Origin of the sequence: Tenacibaculum ovolyticum DSM 18103, from assembly GCF_000430545.1 — a bacterium.
GTDB classification, from domain to species: domain Bacteria; phylum Bacteroidota; class Bacteroidia; order Flavobacteriales; family Flavobacteriaceae; genus Polaribacter; species Polaribacter ovolyticus.
On sequence record NZ_AUMF01000008.1, the window covers coordinates 77,844 to 92,427 of the forward strand.

At 30.1% G+C, this 14,584-nt stretch carries 15 protein-coding genes; 8 read left to right on the plus strand and 7 right to left on the minus strand.

Going from position 1 to position 14,584, the window contains the following annotated elements; genetic code table 11:
- Positions 1–68: 68 nt before the first annotated feature.
- The 3 genes from H518_RS0100325 to H518_RS0100335 all read left to right on the plus strand — a co-directional run bounded on the left by H518_RS0100325 (position 69) and on the right by H518_RS0100335 (position 3,197).
- Positions 69–437, plus strand: coding sequence for a BlaI/MecI/CopY family transcriptional regulator (locus tag H518_RS0100325; RefSeq protein ID WP_028887218.1), 369 nt, complete (start codon positions 69–71; stop codon positions 435–437).
- Positions 437–1,918, plus strand: a complete 1,482-nt coding sequence (locus H518_RS20285) for a M56 family metallopeptidase (RefSeq protein WP_051263606.1) — start codon at positions 437–439, stop codon at positions 1,916–1,918. The genes H518_RS0100325 and H518_RS20285 overlap by 1 nt, the downstream gene beginning before the upstream one ends.
- 178 nt (positions 1,919–2,096) lie before the next feature.
- Positions 2,097–3,197, plus strand: coding sequence for a DUF4407 domain-containing protein (locus H518_RS0100335; protein WP_028887219.1), 1,101 nt, complete (start codon positions 2,097–2,099; stop codon positions 3,195–3,197).
- On the opposite strand, the gene H518_RS0100340 is transcribed toward H518_RS0100335, so the two are convergent.
- Positions 3,192–3,650 carry an Lrp/AsnC family transcriptional regulator gene (locus H518_RS0100340; RefSeq protein WP_028887220.1) on the minus strand — a complete coding sequence of 153 codons (459 nt, stop codon included), beginning with the start codon at positions 3,648–3,650 and terminating at the stop codon, positions 3,192–3,194. The genes H518_RS0100335 and H518_RS0100340 overlap by 6 nt on opposite strands.
- A gap of 160 nt (positions 3,651–3,810) precedes the next feature.
- Here H518_RS0100340 and H518_RS0100345 point away from each other — a divergent pair, with 160 nt between their 5' ends.
- Positions 3,811–5,025, plus strand: coding sequence for an aminotransferase class I/II-fold pyridoxal phosphate-dependent enzyme (locus tag H518_RS0100345; protein ID WP_028887221.1), 1,215 nt, complete (start codon positions 3,811–3,813; stop codon positions 5,023–5,025).
- 47 nt (positions 5,026–5,072) lie between these two features.
- On the opposite strand, the gene H518_RS0100350 is transcribed toward H518_RS0100345, so the two are convergent.
- Complete coding sequence (locus H518_RS0100350; RefSeq protein WP_028887222.1) at positions 5,073–6,095, minus strand: metal-dependent hydrolase; 1,023 nt, start codon at positions 6,093–6,095, stop codon at positions 5,073–5,075.
- Between the two features lie 81 nt (positions 6,096–6,176).
- Here H518_RS0100350 and nhaC point away from each other — a divergent pair, with 81 nt between their 5' ends.
- On the plus strand, positions 6,177–7,661 hold the full coding sequence (gene nhaC, locus H518_RS0100355) for a Na+/H+ antiporter NhaC (RefSeq protein WP_028887223.1): 1,485 nt from the start codon (positions 6,177–6,179) through the stop codon (positions 7,659–7,661).
- Between the two features lie 37 nt (positions 7,662–7,698).
- Complete coding sequence (locus tag H518_RS0100360) at positions 7,699–8,151, plus strand: GNAT family N-acetyltransferase (protein ID WP_028887224.1); 453 nt, start codon at positions 7,699–7,701, stop codon at positions 8,149–8,151.
- On the opposite strand, the gene H518_RS0100365 is transcribed toward H518_RS0100360, so the two are convergent.
- Both H518_RS0100365 and H518_RS0100370 read right to left on the minus strand, forming a co-directional pair.
- Positions 8,102–8,356 carry a hypothetical protein gene (locus H518_RS0100365; protein ID WP_028887225.1) on the minus strand — a complete coding sequence of 85 codons (255 nt, stop codon included), beginning with the start codon at positions 8,354–8,356 and terminating at the stop codon, positions 8,102–8,104. The genes H518_RS0100360 and H518_RS0100365 overlap by 50 nt on opposite strands.
- A 38-nt stretch (positions 8,357–8,394) precedes the next feature.
- On the minus strand, positions 8,395–10,356 hold the full coding sequence (locus H518_RS0100370) for a putative porin (protein ID WP_028887226.1): 1,962 nt from the start codon (positions 10,354–10,356) through the stop codon (positions 8,395–8,397).
- A gap of 70 nt (positions 10,357–10,426) precedes the next feature.
- Here H518_RS0100370 and H518_RS0100375 point away from each other — a divergent pair, with 70 nt between their 5' ends.
- Positions 10,427–11,026 (plus strand): ribonuclease HII, encoded by a 600-nt coding sequence (locus H518_RS0100375; protein ID WP_028887227.1) that lies wholly within the window; start codon positions 10,427–10,429, stop codon positions 11,024–11,026.
- A 33-nt stretch (positions 11,027–11,059) separates the two neighbouring features.
- The gene (locus H518_RS0100380; protein ID WP_028887228.1) at positions 11,060–12,115 is read left to right on the plus strand and encodes a nucleoid-associated protein; all 1,056 of its coding nucleotides are present in this window, start codon (positions 11,060–11,062) and stop codon (positions 12,113–12,115) included.
- A gap of 89 nt (positions 12,116–12,204) precedes the next feature.
- Here the strand turns inward: H518_RS0100380 and H518_RS0100385 are convergent, their stop codons facing one another.
- The 3 genes from H518_RS0100385 to H518_RS18925 form a co-directional block, all read right to left on the minus strand.
- Complete coding sequence (locus H518_RS0100385; protein ID WP_028887229.1) at positions 12,205–12,795, minus strand: PhnA domain-containing protein; 591 nt, start codon at positions 12,793–12,795, stop codon at positions 12,205–12,207.
- A 494-nt stretch (positions 12,796–13,289) separates the two neighbouring features.
- Positions 13,290–13,820, minus strand: coding sequence for a ribosome maturation factor RimM (gene rimM, locus H518_RS0100390; RefSeq protein ID WP_028887230.1), 531 nt, complete (start codon positions 13,818–13,820; stop codon positions 13,290–13,292).
- Positions 13,821–13,839: 19 nt separating this feature from the next.
- Complete coding sequence (locus H518_RS18925) at positions 13,840–14,343, minus strand: 30S ribosomal protein S16 (RefSeq protein WP_043706289.1); 504 nt, start codon at positions 14,341–14,343, stop codon at positions 13,840–13,842.
- Positions 14,344–14,584 lie beyond the last annotated feature (241 nt).

Sequence of the window (14,584 nt, forward strand, 5' to 3'; positions counted from 1 at the left end):
ATGCTCTACACTTGTAGAATTAAAATATTAACTCTACATTTGTAGAGTAGAGTTTAAATTATTTAGAAATGCAGTTAACAAAAAGTGAAGAACAAGTAATGCAATTATTATGGAAGCTAGAAAAAGCTTTTATGAAAGATTTATTAGCGGAGTTTCCAGAACCAAAACCAGCAACAACAACTGTAGCTACTTTATTAAAAAGAATGAATGGTAAAGGTTTTATAGATTATAAGTTATTCGGAAAATCTAGAGAATATTTTCCAATAGTAAAAAAATCAGATTATTTTTCTAAACATGTAAATGGGTTGATTAAAAACTTCTTTAACGATTCTGCAAGTCAGTTTGCTTCGTTTTTCACGAAAGAAACCAATTTATCTACAAAAGAATTAGAAAGTTTAAAAGAAATTATTGAAAATCAAATTAAAAAACAACAATAATGGTGGCGTATTTCTTAAAATCTGGAGTCTGTTTAGCATTACTGCTTATCTTTTACCATTTGGTATTAGAACGTGAAAAAATGCACCATTTTAATCGATTTTATTTGTTAGGAAGTATGTTATTTTCATTTTTAGCTCCCTTATTTATAATATACACGAAAGTTCCTCTTGAAATTATAGGTACTGTACAAACAACAGTAACTAATGCTTTTATTTATGAAACTGTTGAAACCCCGATAAGTTATTGGAGTTATTTTATATACCTATCAATTTTTATATCAAGTATATTATTAATTCGCTTTATAAAAAATATCATTTCTATTTATCAAAAAACAAAGAGAAACCCTATACTAAAGCATAAAAAAGCAACATTAGTTTTAGTTGATGACGCTATTAGTCCGCATACCTTTTGGAATTATATTTTTATTAATAAAGAGGCATATTATGCTCAAAAAATTGAAGAAGAATTATTTACACATGAATTAACGCATGCCTCACAGAAACACACATTTGATGTGCTATTAGTTGAATTTTTAAAAATCATTTTTTGGTTTAATCCCATATTCTATTTCTTAAAAAAAACAATACAATTAAATCACGAATTTCTAGCAGATACTAAAGTTATCGCTAATCATAAAAACATTTCTGAGTATCAATATTTACTATTAAATAAAACTGCTTGGAACAACGAATATTACTTGGCCAGTAATTTGAATTATTTATTAACTAAAAAAAGATTATTAATGATGACAAAACAAAGTTCTCGCACAAAAGTAGCGATAAAAAAACTGGCTGTAATACCAGTATTAGTTGTAACTATTTTTCTGTTTGCTAATAGAATTGAAGCAAATGAAATAACAAAAAAAATTGTAGAAAATACTACAGATGAAAAAACTAAAATTTCACCACTAGAAAACAAGTATGTAGTAAGTAAAAAAGACTCGTTAATACCACTTCCACCAAAAACTGGTTTTCACGAAAAGAAAGGTAGCACGCTTTACTATGTTAAAAATAAAAAGGGAACAACTTATTATAATAAACACGGGCAAATAGTAACAAAGAGTGGTAAAATACTCAATGCGAAACAAACCAAATCTGATAAGGTTATACCTAATCAAAATATTAGTAAAGTATACAAAGACAATAAGGTTGTAGCCTCTTTTAAAGAGAACAACATCCCTCCGCCTCCTGGAGCTAATTTCCCTGTGGTTAAAAAAAATGATATTTCTAATATTCCGCCACCTCCATCACCTATGGTAAAAAAAGGGGTAAAATCAAATATTCCGCCTCCACCTCACGCTGTTTGTGCTTTTGATTTAGTTTCAAAATACCCTAATGCTACTTATTATTACAATGATAAAAAAGTTGGTTATAAAAAAATTCTAAGAATAGCGGAAAAAGAAAAAGAGCTAAGTGTACTTACACAACTTAACACAAATAAAGAAGTAATTAAACTTACATCTAAAGGTTATAAAAAATAAGGAATAATAGCGATTAACAGTCAGCCTCTTCTAATATTTAAAAAGAGCCAGTATTTACATATTTTCATTCACTAAAAACAATTTTAAAAACCTCTATTTTTGTTAAAAGCCTCTTAATTGAGGCTTTTTTTGTAACATTTCCCTTATAAATTCGTTCTTACTATATATAATCGGCTGTATGTTAAAACAATTTTTCCTCATTTGTTCTGGAGTAGACTTGGTATTAATTAAAGATTGCTCTAACGGTGAACAAAATAAATACGCAGGCATAGGTGCTACAATATTTTTTACTGCATTAATGGCCACCATTGCTTGTAGCTATGCTTTATATACTGTTTTTGACAACATATACACTTCTATCTTTTTTGGTTTTATCTGGGGACTTTTAATCTTTAACTTAGATAGATTTATAGTTTCTACTATTAAAAAAAGAGCTTCAAAACGACAAGAAATAGCACAAGTCGTTCCTCGATTAATTTTAGCCTTTATTATTGCCGTGGTGATATCAAAACCATTAGAATTAAAGATTTTTGAAAAAGAAATAAATCAAGTATTGTTAACTGAGAAAAATCAAATGACACTTGATAACAAAACACAAATAGCTCAGCAATTTACACCCGAAATAACAAAATTAACTACAGAAATTTCAACCTTAAAAGATGAAATAACTGCTAAAGAAAACGAAACTAACAAACTCTACGAAACATATATTGCAGAAGCCGAGGGCAGAAAAGGTACCAAACGATTAGGCAAAGGACCTGTTTATAAAGAAAAAAGAGCCAAACATGATGCCTCCCTCGCAGATTTTAATCAACTTAAAAAAGAAAATACAGAAAAAATTACGCTAAAAGAAGGCGCTATTACTGATTTAAATGAAAAGCAAAAGTTAACAGAAACCAAAACACAACCTGTTATTTCAAACTTTGATGGTTTAATGGCTAGAATTAATGCCTTAAATACATTACCATGGCTACCTTCTTTCTTTATCTTCTTGTTATTCTTAGCAATTGAAACGGCTCCTATCTTCTCTAAATTAATCAGTTCGAAAAGTGAATATGATTTTAAATTAGAAAATCAAGAGTCAATTATAAAAACATGGATTCAACAACAAGTACATCAGCGTGAAGCAATTTTACAAACAGATGTTGATATAAATAATAAGGTTTATTCTGATCTAAAAACGGAAGAAGAACTATACAATTACAAACAAAAAATAGCTCGTAACCTATTAAAAAATCAAGCAGATAGCTTTTTTAAAAACCAACAAGACATTTTATAAAGCTATTACGTTTGAATTCTTAACCTCTCCTATAGTAAAAGTACTATGAGTACTTCCAATATGCTTTAGCGCCGTTAATTTATTTACCATAAATTCACGATACTCATCCATATCTTTTACGTATATTTTTAATATATAATCATAATCTCCACTTACATGAAAACATTCTGTTACTTCTTCTAACTTATTAATTTCTTTTTCAAAAACCACAATATACTCTTTAGTGTGTTTTTCTAGTTTTATATGACAGAACACTAAAAAGGATTTATCAATTTTATTCTTATTTAATAACGCTACATATTCTGTTATCACCTCCTCTCTCTCCAATTTTTTAACTCGCTCATAAACAGCAGTTACCGATAAATCTAAATGTAAAGACAGCTGTTTTGTCGTTTGTTTACTATCTTTTTGAAGCAATCCTAAAAGTTTCTTATCAATCTTATCTAATTTCATCTGAAAATCTTACACTTTATTAAACACAAATAGCTTAATTGCAATTATAAAAACTACAATAAATCAAATTTAAAGAAAATTAATCTATAAATAAATATTTTACTTGATTTATAATTAAAAAAACAAGTGCTTTATTGTTACAAACTAAACATTTTTATTTATGGATTTTAAACCAGCTAACGACATTCAAGATTTACAATATTTTGGCGAATTCGGCGGAGTTAACCCTTCTATCTCTGATTCGTCTACCTATACTTTTATAAAGGCAAAAACAATGTTTGATACTTTTGAAGGAAATACCGATGGTTGCTATTTATACTCCCGTCACACATCACCTTCAAATTTATACTTAAGTGAAGCTTTAGCCGCTATGGAAGGTACAGAAACAGCGAATGTTTCAGGTACTGGTATGGGCTCAATTACAGCAACTATATTGCAAATATGTGGCGCTGGTGACCATATTGTATCTAGCAGAACTATTTACGGAGGTACTTATGCTTTTTTAAAAAATTTTACTCCTAGAATGGGACTGCAAACATCTTTTGTTAATATTACAAAACTAGATATTGTAGAAGCTGCAATTACTAAAAACACGAAAATGATTTATTGTGAAACTGTTAGTAATCCATTATTAGAAGTAGCTGACATAAAAGGATTGGCTGCTTTAGCTAAAAAATATTCTTTAAAGTTAGTGGTTGATAATACTTTTTCGCCTTTATCAATTTCTCCAATAAAGTTAGGAGCAGATATTGTAATTCATAGTTTAACAAAATTTATTAACGGTTCTTCTGATACCATGGGAGGCGTTGTTTGTGCTAGTGCTGATTTTATAAACTCACAAAAAAGTGTGATTGATGGAGCTAGTATGCTGTTAGGTTCTTCTATGGATTCTTTGCGTTCTTCTTCTATCTTAAAAAACATGAGAACTCTGCATATTCGAATAAAACAACATAGTAAAAATGCTACTTTTTTAGCTGAAAAATTTGAATCTAACGGATTAAAAATAGTATACCCAGGACTAGCGTCACACCCATCTCATGAAATTTATAAATCGATAATGAATCATGAATATGGTTTTGGAGGGATATTAACTATTGATGCAGGCTCTTTAAATAAAGCGAATAAGTTAATGGAATTACTACAAGAAAAAAATGTAGGGTATTTAGCCGTTAGTCTAGGTTTTTACAAAACATTATTCTCTGCTCCTGGAACCTCAACTTCATCTGAAATACCTGAAGATGAACAAGCAGAAATGGGGTTAACAAATGGCTTAATTCGTTTTTCTATTGGTTTAGACAATGATATTGAGAGAACATATAATACAATGAAATCATGCATGCTAGAAGTTGGTGTTTTACAAAGACATCTCATTTAAGAGAATGTATCATCACTTACACTCAATAAAAAACCTTGGGGAATTCATTAAATTCCCCAAAATCGCTTTGAAAACGCTTTTAAATCTTCTTTTGAGGGACGATTACCTGAAAATGGAGCCATATCCCAACGATTCTCATCTTTTTTTAATTCAAAACGAAATATAGAACTTCCTATATCTTTTGGATTTAATAAAGGGTAACGTAAGTCTAAATACTGAACATTCTTTGAACTATCCATCGGCATCAAGTTATAATAGCCATTACTAAACCATGTTAACGTTTTTATATCAGCATGAGTAACATCTAATAAATCACGTCTCTTAGGAATCGTTAAAATAGTATCTAATTTAGCTTTAGAATCAAGCAAAGAGTAAAAACCTACTTTATAATCTTTTTCAGTTTCAGCAATTCCATACCATAAAATATTATTCATTATTGTTGGCTGGGTAGAAAATCGATTGTAAGAAATATTTTCTGCATCAAATGATTTCTTAAAAACAGTATCAACATAAATTTTGTTTCCTATAGTAAATAACATGTATGCAGAACTAATATAAATTCCAACCTTTACCCAAGTGCTTCTTCTTGTTTGTTGTCTTTTATAAAACATCGCTATAACTAAGCAAACTAAAAAAGGTAATGTGTATAAAGGATCTACTACCGAAATGTTGTTAAAAGCAACTCTATAATCAGAAAAAGGCAAAAACAATTGTGTACCGTAAGGTGTAAAACTATCTAAAATAGGATGTGTGAATATGGATAAAAAATAAAGCCAAATCCAACCTTTTAGCGTTGTTGTTCCTTTTCGTTTTTTCCTATTATAAAGTTTAAAAGTGATCCATCCAAAAAGAAAAGACCCTAAAACTGCAAAGAGAATAGCATGCATAAACCCACGATGAAAAGCCATTGCATCAATTTCATTTCCATACAATATTTTACCAACAAACACGTCTAAATCGGGTATAGTACCACCTATTGCACCAAACAATAAAGCTTTGTTTCCAATCTTTTTTCCGAGTGCTAACTCACCACAAGCAGCCCCTAAAACAATTTGAGTTAATGAATCCATAGCTTGCAAAAGTACTAAACAGTTTCTACTTGTATAATCCTATACAAAATCGTAACATTACAAACCGAAAAATACTACATAATGCAAGACGAAAAAAACATCTCTGAAATTAAGATAGATGATCAAAAAATTATTGAGAATAAGGAGTTAAATATTTGGGAAGCTTTAATTCCTGTATTTGCCTTAATAACAATGCTAGCTTATAATGTTTTTGTATACGGAGATGATGCACTAAGTGGTAGTAATCAATTTATTTTATTGCTAGGTGGTGCTGTTGCTGCTATTGTAGGATTTAAAAATAAAGTTTCTTACGAACGAATGATGGAAGAGGTTGCTGAGAATATAAAATCAACTGCCGGAGCCATTTTAATATTACTAATGGTTGGCTCTTTAGCTGGTACTTGGTTAATTAGTGGTATTATTCCTTCAATGATTTATTACGGATTACAAATCTTAAACCCAACCATCTTTTTAGCAGCTTGTTTAATTATTTGTGCTATAATATCTATTGCTACAGGAAGTTCTTGGACTACTTCTGCAACGGTAGGTATTGCATTAATTGGTATTGGAGAAGCTTTAGGTATTTCATTAGGTATGACCGCTGGAGCTGTTTTATCTGGTGCTTATTTTGGAGATAAAATGTCTCCAATGTCTGATACAACAAACCTAGCACCCGCAATGGCTGGTACAGATTTATTTACCCACATACGCTACATGACATATACTACAATTCCTACTTTTGCAGTTACAATGTTATTTTTTATAATATTAGGCTTCTCACAAACAACTACGGGTGAAGCCAACACACAAAGTATACTTATTGACATTGATAAAGCCTTTAACATTACTCCTTGGTTGTTTTTAGTACCTGCACTAGTAATTGTTTTAATCATAAAAAAAACACCGCCTTTAATTGCTTTACTAGGAGGAACCCTTTTAGCAGGAGTTTTCGCTTTAATTTTTCAACCAAACGTGGTAGCACAAATTGCTGGTGTAAAAACTTTAGATTTTAACTCAGCGTACAAAGGTGTTATGCAAGCAATTACAGTAGAAACATCTGTTCCTACTGATAATGAAGTTTTAAAAGACTTATTTACTGCTGGAGGTATGAAAAAAATGCTTGGAACTGTATGGTTAATTTTATTAGCAATGGTTTTTGGTGGAATCATGGATGCTATTGGTGCATTAGCAAGAATAAGTAGTTTTATGTTAAGTTTGTTTGACTCTATATTTGGATTGTTTGCAAGTACTGTAGCAACCTGTATTGGATTAAATTTTACAGCTTCTGATCAATACCTAGCAATTGTAATTCCTGGTAAAATGTATGCAAAAGCATATAAAGACAAAAATTTAGCCCCAGAGAATTTAAGTAGAACTTTAGAAGATTCAGGAACAGTAACATCTGTTTTAATTCCTTGGAATACCTGTGGTGCATATCATTCAGGAGTACTAGGTGTACCTGTTATAGATTATGCTTTTTATGCAATGTTTAACTGGCTAAGTCCATTTATGACTTTATTATTCGCCGCATTTAGATTTAAAATTAGAGAAATTTCGAAAAAATAATACCAAGCCTCACTTTTAAAAGTGAGGCTTTTTTTTTATGATAACTAAAGCAACTATAGGAGATTCTGAATTACTAACCAATATTGCATTAAAATCTAAAGGGTATTGGGGCTATTCTAACGAACTAATTAATAGTTGGGTTAATGATTTAACAGTCACTCCTAAAATGATTAAAGAATTGTTGGTTTACAAATTTATTCAGAACCAAAAAACTGTAGGATTCTATATATTAAATCAACCTATAAAACAATCTATTGAATTAGAAATGTTATTTGTACTTCCCGAATTTATTGGAAAGGGAATCGGTAAAAAATTATTAATTCATGCCTTTGAAAATGCATTAAAACTAAAAGCTAGCAACCTAACGTTATTAGCAGATCCTAGTGCTGAATTTTTCTATAAAAGTCAAGGGTTTATAATCATCGATAAAAAAGAAAGCGCTATACCGAATCGTTTTTTGTTAATAATGCAGAAAGATTTAACACTATAGAAATTATTAAAAAGACCCAAGGACTTCCGTGTAATAAAACATCAAACCAATCTTTAAACTGCATTGCTTGTTCTCCTGAAAAAGCACCTCCTCCAAGAATCCAATTTAACTTACCAACAATGTGTGGCAGTGTAAAAGGAGCTAAACCTAATGTTAAACTAGTTATTAAAAATAATTTCCAATTCTCTCTTAATTGCTGCTTCACACCTATAAATGAATTATACCTTATTTATCACGTTGTAACTATATAAACCAGTTCCAAACAATTCCAAAACGAATTACAAAATCTCTATAAGGATAATTTGGTGCAGATAAATAATTCTTTTTCAAGAAAAAAGAACTCACGTTATCTGCCTTAAAGTAAATACGTGTTCTACGCACTCTTCCGTTAAAAAATAAATCAATAGTCGGATAACCAACTTCTGTATCGTTTTGCAATCTAAACTCTGCTAATAAAGGATTATAAGCATTTGCTTTATACTTAGAAAAATAATTAAATGTAGCACCTATCTGTACAAATAACGGATTCCCTTTAAACCAGCTATCAGAATAATACAATGTATTTCTTGTTACAAGTTCTGGCACTCTAAAAACATCACTTCCACTAGCTACTTTTTGATACATTAATGTATTATCTAACGCAAACTTTCCAAAAGTAAATTCTTTTGAGATTTTTGCTTTTAAGTAATTAACACTTCCTGAAAATTGTTTTGGTAAACTATTCGTATCAAAATACGTGTAATTATTAATATTTGTAATATCTACTGACGCATTTCCCCATTTAGATTCTATAACTCCTCCTAAATTCCTAGTTCCTACTGAAGCAAAATCATTTTCCCAATTATAAGTATTATAATTACTTTGATGTAATAAAAAATTAAAATTTGGTAATTTATTATTAATCTCTAATCGCGCTTTCACCGTAAACAAACTATCTTTTTTATAAAAAGCTTCTCCCTTAATATTGTTTCCAGACAACCTTCCACTACCAGGTGTTATATTTGCTGATGCATTTATATAAAAGTTTTTTATTTTTCCATTCCAGTCCGCTCCAAACGAAACAGCAGTACCTTTTAGCTTATTTTTTGTGATACCTACTAAACTATTCTGTAAGTTCTCATATCCATAATTATAAGTAGTATATCCCGACTTTACTCTAAATTTACCTAATACATATTTCGAATTAAAATCTAAAAACACCTGATTATTATATAATAAGAAATCTGTTCTATTATTTACTGCTCCTGTAAAATTCGCTGCTCCAAAAACAGCTGTTGTTGCTGCTGTTTCGGTAAAACGATAAGATTTAGAATCTCTTGTAAAAGAGTGACCTAGTTTTAGGTTTGAGAAATCTTTAGTATGCAAACTATCTTTTACTGACACTAGTTTAAAAGTATGCTCAAAATACAATCTTTTTCCATCAAGAGTATTCTCTGCATTATTTAAATTAATATCCAATCGACCTCTGTTTCCACTAAAATTAGGATCATCATTAAGAAAAGCGATTAAAGAATCGTCTTTTAGCCCTCCGTTTTCTTGATTTAAAAAATCTTGATTCACAGCCTGACCTCTTATAGCATATTGCCCCTTTGGACTTTCATATCTAAAACTCATTCTAAAATTACCCGAACTCGCTAATGAACGTCTATAAGCCCCTAATGAACGAAGTCCTTTATAAGAAACCCCTACGTTAAATCGTTTCGAAAAATTTGTTGTAAATAATATATCTAAAGCTTGCCCTTGCTCTAAACCTGTTCTATAAAAAGCTTCTGTTGTTGGTGTTGGTACATGGTAATAATCTACATTCTCGATTTCAAAAAAACCAAATTGTTTTGCTCGAAATCCAATATCAGGAAACTGAGACATATTACTAAAATCATACCCTAAATTATTAAATGTTTGTCCTTGGTTATGAAACGGTAATAATTCAAAATTATCTTTTCTTAAAAAATTAAATTTATAATGTTTTTTTAAAGTAAGCGTAGTATCAACAATTGTAGTATCATTTTTAAATGATATTATTTTATAATCAGTATACTTTGTTTTTCCACTAAGTTTTACATTAATTTCATCGTTAGATAGAGAATCTATCCCTTGACCTCGCCTTTCTTTAATTATTCCGATACCCCCATCAACTGTTCTTATCTGAGAATAAACCATCTGAATACCTAACAAACAAAAAAATACTAAAAAAAATCTCTTCATAGCTACAAAAGTAAAATAATTAAACGACAAAAATTGTGAATAATTTCTTTGAAAACTGTTAATTTGTAGCATGTTGAAATTAAACTTTAGTGGAAACACATTAGAAGCAGGAACAGATGAAGCTGGTAGAGGTTGTTTATCGGGACCAGTAGTCGCGGCTGCTGTTATTTTACCTAAAAATTTTAAACATGATTTATTAAATGATTCTAAACAGCTTTCAGAAAAAAAGAGACAAGAATTGCGCCCGTACATCGAAGAACATGCTTTAGCCTATGCAGTTTCTTTTGTTAGCCATGAAGAAGTTGACGAGATAAATGTTTTACAAGCCTCGATAACTGGAATGCATCGTTCTATTGAACAGCTTTCTATACAACCTAAATTTATTATTGTTGATGGCAATAAATTTAAACCCTACAAGGAAACGCCTCACGAAACTATTGTAAAAGGTGATGCAAAATATATGAGTATTGCGGCTGCATCGGTTTTAGCAAAAACATATAGAGATGACTACATGGAAAAAATTCATAAAGAGCATCCTCAATACAATTGGAAAAAAAACAAAGGTTACCCTACCAAAGAACACAGAAATGCTATTCGAGAATTTGGTATAACTCAGTATCATCGCAAGACTTTTAAATTACTTCCAGAACAATTTAAATTAAAACTTTAGTTTCTCTATTTTTGTCTTCCAATATTTTACAAGATGATTAAAAGAACACGAGCAGAAATTAATAAATGTATTATACATAAAGTAGCTAATAAATACAATAGTGGACAGAATTCTTTCTCTGAGAGCTTAGTTCGTTTTGATGAAGAAAGTTATGAATTGTTGATGCCTTTTTTATTAAAGAACTTTGGAACAGTAACGCAAAGCTATCGTTTTAATCACCATGCAGATGTTCGCTTAAACGAAATTAACAAATATACTTCTGATATTTTTGAAGATGACAGTAATGAAGTTTTCATTGAACATTCTAAAAATATTGTAAATCATTTATATGAGCAATCAAACTCTGCAAATATAAAAACAGGTGATGTTTTAGTGGTTTATTTTGAAGGTATTGAATACAAAGATGTATTAACAGAGGCTGTTGGTATTTTTAAGATTGAAAGTAAAGTAGATTTCCTTCAAACATATTTAGATGATGATAGTTTTGATGTAGTAGTTCAAAAAGGAATTTCAACTAAAAAATTAGACAAAGGTTGTTTAATTGTAAACTCGTCAGATACTGAGGGAACTGTAATACTATCTGTTGATAATAACCAATACGATGCGCAATATTGGATTAAGAATTTCTTAAACGCTAAATTTGCTGACGATCGTAATTTGCATACACAAAACTATTTAGAAATGTGTAAAGATTTTTCTGAAGAAATTATTAAACCTGAGTTTGGAAAACAAGAACAAAGTAACTTTTTAGCAAACACTGTTGATTACTTTAAAGAAAATGAAAGTGTAGATTATCATGGTTTTAAAGAAGAAGTTTTTGAGGATGAAAAACACCAAGGAATGTTTGAAGATTACAAAAAACATTTTGAAGGTTTAAACGATGTTTTAATCCGAAATAATTTTGAAGTTTCAGATGCCGTACTAAAGAAGGAAAAAAGCAAGTTCAAAACAGAAATTAAACTTGACACAAATATTCAAATTAAAATTGATGTAGATGCTCCTGATGCTTCTTCTGACTACTTAGAACAAGGATACGATGAAGATAAAAAAATGAAATATTACAAAGTATTTTATAATACTGAAAAATAGATACTAAAAAAGGTTGAGTTTTAAAAACTCAACCTTTTTTAGTATCTATCGTTATTTTGAATTTGTTTCAGAATATTATCATTCAATTACTATTCTTTTTCAGACATTTTCTTTACATAATCTGTAATAATTACAATCTGAGTAGGCCCTACCTTTCCTTCAATATAATTAGCATTTTCATGGTCTAAAGAAATTCTACGAACTGCTGTACCTTGCTTAGCAACCATACTTGATCCTTTTACTTTTAAATCCTTAATTAACACTACAGAATCTCCTGCCTGTAAAATAACTCCATTAGCATCTCTATGAATTATTTTTTCACTTTCATCTAAATGATCACCACTTTCTTTTGCAAAACGCAAATCGTCATCTTCTAAATACAACATATCTAATAAATCTTGTGGCCAACCTTCTTTGCGAAGTCTAGATAACATTCTCCATGCAACAACTTTTACAGCCCTAAACTCACTCCACATACTATCATTTAAACAACGCCAGTGATTCGCTTCCGTTTTTTCTACATCATCAATTTGCGCTACACAAACACCACAAGCCAACAAACTCCCATCTACACCTCCTACCGACATTGGTGGCACTTCGTAAATTGATAAATTATCTTTTGAAGCACATAGCTCGCATTGATTTCCACTTCTATCTTCCAATTCTTGTAATAAACTCATTTTTTTATGGTATAAATTAAGGTGCGTAAAAGTACATTTTTATTTTATACTTGCTTGGTATATTCAGAATGCAAACAAGTAATTATTGGGTATATACAAGTGAGTAGTTTTTATTTTAGCCACAAAAACAACTTAAATTTAAAAAACTGAAGTTTATCAAAAAAAGAGTAAGACACTGATTTTCAATAACAATAAATATTTTCTTTAAAAAAAAGACACAAATTTAAGTTTATCTAAACCATAAGGAGCTTCAAAAAAACACACAAACAGCTAAAAAACAAGAATATACGATAAAATAATCAGTTCAGAATCGTCCAAATCAGAAGATTTCGGACTCCTAATACGATTTATCTTTATATATTTAAACAACTAACTAAACTATCCCCCCGATGTATGAAAAAACCTTGTTGCTTTTTAAAAGGCAGCAAGGTTTTTTTTAAAATTTTATAAAAACGGTTTATTCTTTATCAAGAAAAAACAATATCCTATTAAAACTATTCCTCAAAATATAATTCAATTAATCCTTCTGGAGCTTCAACTTCTATTATTTTGTTTTCTCGGTCTACTTTCTTAATAAAATCATCAATCATAGGGATAAAAATTTCTTTATCTCCATTTTCAATCTCAAACAAAGGTTGTGCAGCTTTATCGTTTATGTAAGCCAAAGTTCCTACTTCGCCAAAATTTACATCAACAATAGTAAAACCAATAACCTCATGATAATAAAACTTATTTCCAGAAAGTTTTGGCAACAAATTTAAAGGTAAATAAATTCCCGATCGCATAATGGCATCTGCATCAGCTTCAGAATCTACATCTTCAAATTTTACGCGAAACATAGTACTTTTACTTAATGAAGATTTTTCAATAAAAAAAGGAACCAGATTATTGCCTAAATCGACAAAAACTGATTCCAAATTTTCGTAAAGATCGGGTTCATCAGTATCTAACTTAATAACTACCTCTCCCTTAAAACTATGTTTTTTAACGATTTTGCCAAGATAAAAGCAATCTTCTTTTTGCATCATCATTATAGTACAGTTTTTATTCTTCGCTATCTGCACCTTTTTCAGCAACAACTTCCTCTGTATCTTCTACAACAGGCTTGTTAGCTTCGATACGAGCTGCGTTTACTGCTTTTTCTGCTTCGATTGCTTTTGCTTTTGCATCTGCTTCAGCCTTAGCTAAACCTTCAACTTTACCAGCAACTTCTCCAGTTTTTCCCTCTAACCAAGTTGCAAATTTTGCATCTGCTTGTTCTTGAGTTAAAGCTCCTTTTTTAACTCCACCAGCTAAATGATTCTTTAACATAACACCTTTATAAGATAAAATGTTTCTTGCAGTATCAGTTGGTTGAGCACCTTTTTGTAACCATTCTACAGCTCCATCAACATCTAAATCGATAGTTGCAGGATTTGTATTAGGATTGTAAGTTCCGATTTTCTCTAAGAAACGTCCATCTCTTTTTGATCTTGAATCAGCAGCTACTACCCAGTAAAAAGGTTTTCCTTTCTTACCGTGTCTTTGTAATCTAATTTTTACAGGCATAATTTTAATTTTTAAGGTACGCGACCTTGATTATTAATAAATCTTATCATCTCGTGATAAGTGGCGGCAAAAATACAAAACCTTTTTTAACTAAAAAGCAAAAAACAACATTATTGCAACAAAAAAACAACTGAAAAACAAGGCTTTAAGAAAACAAGCACAAACACCAAGTCATCATTTTGTATTTATCCTTAAATTAAAAACACTTAGACAATTTAGAAGCCTAGTATCTAAAGCGTAA

What these genes read in the sequence shown, in the direction of transcription:
- H518_RS0100335 (WP_028887219.1), top strand. Translation starts at nt 2,097, where the DNA reads ATGTTAAAACAATTTTTCCTCATTTGTTCTGGAGTAGACTTGGTATTA.
- rimM (WP_028887230.1), bottom strand. Translation starts at nt 13,820, where the DNA reads ATGCAAAAAGAAGATTGCTTTTATCTTGGCAAAATCGTTAAAAAACAT.
- H518_RS0100325 (WP_028887218.1), top strand. Translation starts at nt 69, where the DNA reads ATGCAGTTAACAAAAAGTGAAGAACAAGTAATGCAATTATTATGGAAG.
- H518_RS0100350 (WP_028887222.1), bottom strand. Translation starts at nt 6,095, where the DNA reads ATGGATTCATTAACTCAAATTGTTTTAGGGGCTGCTTGTGGTGAGTTA.
- H518_RS0100340 (WP_028887220.1), bottom strand. Translation starts at nt 3,650, where the DNA reads ATGAAATTAGATAAGATTGATAAGAAACTTTTAGGATTGCTTCAAAAA.
- H518_RS0100370 (WP_028887226.1), bottom strand. Translation starts at nt 10,356, where the DNA reads ATGAAGAGATTTTTTTTAGTATTTTTTTGTTTGTTAGGTATTCAGATG.
- H518_RS0100360 (WP_028887224.1), top strand. Translation starts at nt 7,699, where the DNA reads ATGATAACTAAAGCAACTATAGGAGATTCTGAATTACTAACCAATATT.
- H518_RS20285 (WP_051263606.1), top strand. Translation starts at nt 437, where the DNA reads ATGGTGGCGTATTTCTTAAAATCTGGAGTCTGTTTAGCATTACTGCTT.
- H518_RS0100375 (WP_028887227.1), top strand. Translation starts at nt 10,427, where the DNA reads ATGTTGAAATTAAACTTTAGTGGAAACACATTAGAAGCAGGAACAGAT.
- H518_RS18925 (WP_043706289.1), bottom strand. Translation starts at nt 14,343, where the DNA reads ATGCCTGTAAAAATTAGATTACAAAGACACGGTAAGAAAGGAAAACCT.
- H518_RS0100385 (WP_028887229.1), bottom strand. Translation starts at nt 12,795, where the DNA reads ATGAGTTTATTACAAGAATTGGAAGATAGAAGTGGAAATCAATGCGAG.
- H518_RS0100345 (WP_028887221.1), top strand. Translation starts at nt 3,811, where the DNA reads ATGGATTTTAAACCAGCTAACGACATTCAAGATTTACAATATTTTGGC.
- H518_RS0100380 (WP_028887228.1), top strand. Translation starts at nt 11,060, where the DNA reads ATGATTAAAAGAACACGAGCAGAAATTAATAAATGTATTATACATAAA.
- nhaC (WP_028887223.1), top strand. Translation starts at nt 6,177, where the DNA reads ATGCAAGACGAAAAAAACATCTCTGAAATTAAGATAGATGATCAAAAA.